We start from the raw sequence: 5,820 nt of genomic DNA on the forward strand, positions 1-5,820 counted from the left end.
TTGATTCATCAGTTTTAAGGAAGATATGTTCATTGCAAACAAATCATATCAATTAGAAAGATTAGTCTTCTTTCTTCTTACGAGCTACAAGACCAAATCCACTCAATACTCCGAGAAGTCCAAGTGCTGCTAGGCTAGCATTGTCTTCTGTACCTGTATTTGGAAGTTCACGTTGGCCATCCATATATTGAGGTGTCGAAGGTGCTGCCGGTTGAGCTGGAGTTGTTGGAGTTTCATTATTATTTCCGTTGTTATCTCCATTATCTGCAGGTGTTACAGGTTGTGGAGTTTCTGGTTTTGGTTCCGGCTTAGGCTCTGGTTTAGGAGTTGGAGCCGGCGTTGGGTTTGGTTGTGGTGCTGGAACATAGTTGATTGGCGTGTCCTTAGTTGGATCGTTTGGTACGTTTGGTACTTCGTATCCTTGAGTTGGATCGTTTGGATCTACCGGTTTAAGTGGTTGACCGTTTCCATCAACAGGTGTATAACCTGGTACGTATGGAAGAACTGGTTTATCACTTCCTGGTTTTGTTGGATCCGTTGGATCGTTTGGATATTTAATTGGACTTGTTGGTTGTCCTGGAATGTTTGGTACCCATGATCCTAGTGGTGTGTAAACATATGTTACTGTTGAACCATCTGTTCCAATCTTACCTTTAGCTTCTCCATCTACTCTTACAAGTACGTATCCTGGAATCACTTTTCCACTTGTTGTGTACTCATCGCCTACTTTTCCTTCTGTTGTTTCTGCAGGGATTAAGTCTTTGCCATTTTCATCTACATATTTAACTACTAGTTTAGCTTTGTTGGCTACGTAGTTAATTACTGTATCTTGACTTGGATCTGTTGGAATGTTTGGTACTACATATCCTTTTGTTGGATCTGTTGGATCAACCGGTTTAAGTGGATTTCCATCTTTATCTTCTGGTGTAAATCCTGGTACATATGGTAATGTTTCTGTTGGTTGTCCTGGTTTTGTTGGATCCGTTGGATCGTTTGGATATTTAATTGGACTTGTTGGTTGTCCTGGGATGTTTGGTACCCATGATCCTAATGGTTTATATGTTACTACTTCTTTAATATCTTCTGAATCACCTGTTACATTCACTACTGCAACACTTGCTTTATCAGCTAAGAATCCTTTAACTACTGGCGATTTAACTTCAGCTAAGTCTTGTGCTGGAGTCCAATCTCCATATGTAACATCACCTGTTACCAAGTTGACCTTAGCTTCACGAGTGAATTTAGCTTCTTGTGTTACTGTTTTTGGTGTTCCATCTTCATTTAACACTGGTGTTCCATCTGCGTATACGTATGTAATTGTACGTGTTACTGTTTTGTTTAGATCTTTTTCTTCTAATCCAGCTGGGTATTTAGGTCCGTCTGGGTTGTTTGGATCTACTGGAGTTCCTGGTGTTTTTGGTTGATCTGGTGTTACTGTAACTTCTTTAGCTTTAAGTGTTACTTTGAACTCTTGATCAGTGCCTTTATCTTTATCGAACTTACCACCTTCTGGGTATGTATTAGATACTAATTCATATCCTTTGTTTTCTAGTTCTTTGATCTTAGCTTTTACTTCAGCTTCTTTTGTTAACGGTGTGTCTGAATCACCTTCTTCAGTAATAGCGTCTACTCCTGGAATTGGGTTTCCTTTTTCATCTACGAATGTTGTTTTAGCTTTTTGCGTATCTTTTACGTAGTTGATTGGAGTGTCTTGACTTGGATCTGTTGGAAGATCTGGTACGATATATCCTTCTTCTGGATTGTTTGGATTTACAGGTTTAAGTGGATTTCCATCTTTATCCTTCGGTGTGAATCCTGGTACATATGGTAATGTTTCTGTTGGTTGTCCTGGTTTTGTTGGATCTTGTGGATCGTTTGGATATTTGATTGGGTTTGTTGGTTGTCCTGGGATGTTTGGTACCCATGATCCTAGTGGTTTGTAGGTTACTACTTCTGTAGTATCTTTTGAATCCGCAGTTACATTTACAGTTGGTACAGTTGCTTTATCAGCTAAGTATCCTTTAACTACTGGTGATGTCACTTCAGACAAGTCTTGAGCTGGTGTCCAATCTCCGTATGTAACCTCACCTGTAACTAAGTTAACTTTCGCTTCACGTGTGAATTTAGCTTCTTGGGTTACTGTTTTTGGAGTGCCATCTTCGTTTAATACTGGAGTTCCATCTTCATAGACATAAGTAATTGTACGTGTGACTATTTTGTTTAGATCTTTTTCTTCCAAACCAGCTGGGTATTTAGGTCCGTCTGGGTTGTTTGGATCCACTGGAGTTCCTGATGTTTTTGGTTGATCTGGTGTTACTGGTACAACACGTTCTTTAAGTGTTACTGTGAACTCTTGGTCAGTGTTAACATCTTTATCGAATGCTCCGTCTGTTGGATATGTATTAGATACTAATTCATATCCTTTATTTTGAGCTTCTTTGATTTTCGCAGCAATTTCATCCGCTTTTGTAAGTTTGTCTCCACCTTTACCTGTTTCAGAGATTGGCGTGTTACCTTCCACTTGCTTAACATTACCATCTTTGTCTTGGTAGACAAATGTTGTTTTAGCTTTTTGGATTGGTGAGTAAGTTACTACATATTCGTAATCTTCATCTGTTGCAGTTGTTGGCTGTACAGGAACTTTTTCTACACTTGCAATGTAACCTTCTTTTTGAGGTACTGTTACTTCTGGAAGATTTGTATCTCCAATACCTTTCCAGTTAATGTAGATTGGTTTATCATTTGAACCAATTTCTGCTTTACCCTCAGCATTTGTCTTAACAGTTCCTTTATAGCTTACAGTCTGAGTCGTTGGATCAAATACTTGTTGTCCTGCAAGACCTTGTGCATCATCAGCATACACATACTTAATTGTACGATTTACTTCTTCTACTCTTGTTTTCTTAACGTAATTGTAATCTACAGGCGTAACATAAGCTGATGCATTAAGCCCATTCTCTTTCAATTCTTCAGTAGAATATAAATCACGAGCTCTAGTGTTCGTTACACTTAACGTACCTTCAATTCCTGTTGTAGGAATGTTTGCAAGGATGTACTCTTCTCCATCCACTTCTTTTATTAATGGAGGAATATAGTCAGATACATCGTATTTTTTACCTAGGACATTAGTATTATCCTTTGTACCATCTTCATTTAACGGACGATTACCATCGTATTTAGTAGTAGCATGTCCTATAATTTTACCAGTCTCAAGATCTTTAAGTCCAATTACTACTGCTCCTGTTGGTGGTTCTCCTAAAGGTGTTCCAGATGCGTTGATTTCCCAACCATTTGCAACTGTTGTAGTAACATCTTCTTTTTCACCGTTAATAGATGTACCACCTGATACTGTAAGAGTAGCTGCAGTTTTATCGTTCCCTGCTGTTCCACCTGTAATAATCCCAAATTCATTATACGTAACGTTAGAGAATTCACTTGTTAAAGTTTTATCTTTAATTACTTTCTCTACACCTAAAGATTGAAGAGATAACGAGATATTAGAACCTTCTTGGATGTATCCTTCTGTTACAGTTACTTCTAATTCTGTTGGAGAGATCAGTTTTGGAGTTAATGTAAATCCACCTTCACGACCATCTTGAAGAATCCAAACATTATTTTCATTAGCTTTAACGTTTGCCCAACGGTTAGCAAGACGGTATGTAATACTGTCTCCTTTGTTAGGGTTAAGAGTTGAAGCTGTATTTAAACCATTTACAAAGTTAGTACTTCCTTCAAGTTCTTTAAATTCTGTAAATTCAGAATTAGGTAATTTAATAGTAAATTTAGACCCTACTCCATAACGGATGTCTGAGTCTGTATTAATCTCTAACGTATCACTCTTACTTTTCAGTTCATTTGAAACATATCCTAAACCATTATTTGTTCTTAATGAAGCTGATGTCCCTTGTTTTGAGAAAGTTGCTTGTTGACCTTTACGTGTATAGGTGTGTTCAACAACCGTTCTGCCATCGATCTTAATAGTTGCTTTGTAATCTGTATCTTTTGAGATTTGTGGAGCTAAGTAACCACCACCTGATAAGTTTTCAGCACCGAATGAAATATTAGGGTAATCTTTCGCTTTTTCATTCCATTCAATGTTATAAGTGTATGTCCCAGTTTCATTAGCGATAGCTGGTTGTTCAGCAACACGCTCATCATAAGTCATTCCACGTTGAGTACGTTGTGCCCAATATGGTACAGATTTATTATTGTTGTTTCCTGTTGATGTTTTATAGTCGATAGATTTAACTTTACCAATTACGGTACCATCTGCTGCTGTAATTTCTTTTCCAACAGGAAATGCCGCACCAAACTCTGCTAAGTTTGTTACTTCAATTTTTGTAATGTCTCCTGCTTGTAAATCTGAAGTATCAAATGTTGAATCAAATCCCCACGCCTTAGGAGCTGTATTGTCAGCATTCATAGTAATATAACCATTTGTTACAGATTTAACTTTTTGTCCATCTTTAACAACATCTTTACCTACGATTTTTTGGTCTTGGGTTGTTGCATCATCTATCACTGCTTCAACTTTTCCTGCATGACCTGCACGCTTCATTTCAGCATAGACTGCTTCGATTGCGTCAGAAAGACGATTCACTTGAGCTACCATCTGGTCTTTAGAAGCATCAGATAAGAGCAATTCTTTAGACGCTGTTGCTTCAAGCTTCACTGCAGTAATTGCAGCTGACAAATTTTGTTTATCTTCAACACCTGTCACTTCTTTATCTGAAAAGTTTGAGGCTACTGTTGCCATAACATCAGCTTCTGAAGTTAATTGAGTAAGAACTGTCTTAACATCATCTTGTGCTTTTTCTGTTTCAACTTTTTCAGTTTTTTCTTTATCTGCTTCTGTTTTGTCAGCGTGCTCTTTATCAGATTTTTCTTTTACATCTGTTTCTGTTTTTTTATCAGTTTTATCTGTAGTCGCTTCAGTAACTTCTTTTTCTGCTACAGTTGTTACTTCATTTTTAGATTCTTCTTTAACTTCAGCGTTTTCATCTGCTTTTACAGCATCAATCTTTAATTCTGGAAGTTTCTCTACAACAGGTGTTGACAAGGTAGAACCTGAAACATTTTTATCTGAATTTGATAGTCCAGAAGTAGCTGGGTTTACTGAAGGCGTAGCCTCATCAGCTCGTACTCCATTAGCACCTAAAAAGAGTGCCGTTCCCAAAAGAACGCTAGCAGCACCAAAGCTATATTTACGAATAGAAAAACGTTGAGCTTTTCTACCATGGAATTTTTCCATTCTTGAATACATGTTTTCTCCTCTTAATGTCAAATAAAAAATTTTACAGTTACATATAAAAGTATGTATTGCTGTTATAAAAGTAATTTAACTATAACTCAAATCATATTAATTTGTCAATTAATTTGTCTCGTTTTATTCAATTTATTTATATTATTTTTTTGTTTTCTAGATACTAAAAAATGATAACAACAAGCTTCTTCAAAATAATAATTGGTTTTTTATTGCAATATATATATATATATATATATTGCATAAAAATTCACAAAAGAACGGATTTCCTCATTTCGAAAACTTAGCTTTTCTTCAACCCACTACAGTTGACAAGGAGTCTAATTTCTGTAGTGGGTAAAACCACTGTAGATTTATAGAGCTTTTTAAATGTACACAAAAAGTCCCATAAGAACTATAATGAAAAGCAACCAAACCATCATTAGGAATGAATACCACAGAATTAATCGGAATTAAAGACCCTAACATCATTACTTCTCTTGTTTTTGAAAAAGATATCTACATCGAGGTTCAAGCAAAACTGGAACGCCAACTCTACTACGTCTGTAGGAACGTCG

1 protein-coding gene is annotated in these 5,820 nt (G+C 36.6%); it reads right to left on the bottom strand.

Annotation, left to right across the window (positions count from 1 at the left end):
* Nucleotides 1–61 precede the first annotated feature (61 nt).
* Entirely contained in the window at nt 62–5,263 is a 5,202-nt protein-coding gene (locus HMPREF9425_RS06605; protein ID WP_155809872.1) for a mucin-binding protein, read from the bottom strand.
* Between the last annotated feature and the right edge of the window lie 557 nt (nt 5,264–5,820).

It is taken from the genome of Streptococcus vestibularis ATCC 49124, from assembly GCF_000188295.1.
GTDB classification, from domain to species: Bacteria; Bacillota; Bacilli; order Lactobacillales; family Streptococcaceae; genus Streptococcus; species Streptococcus vestibularis.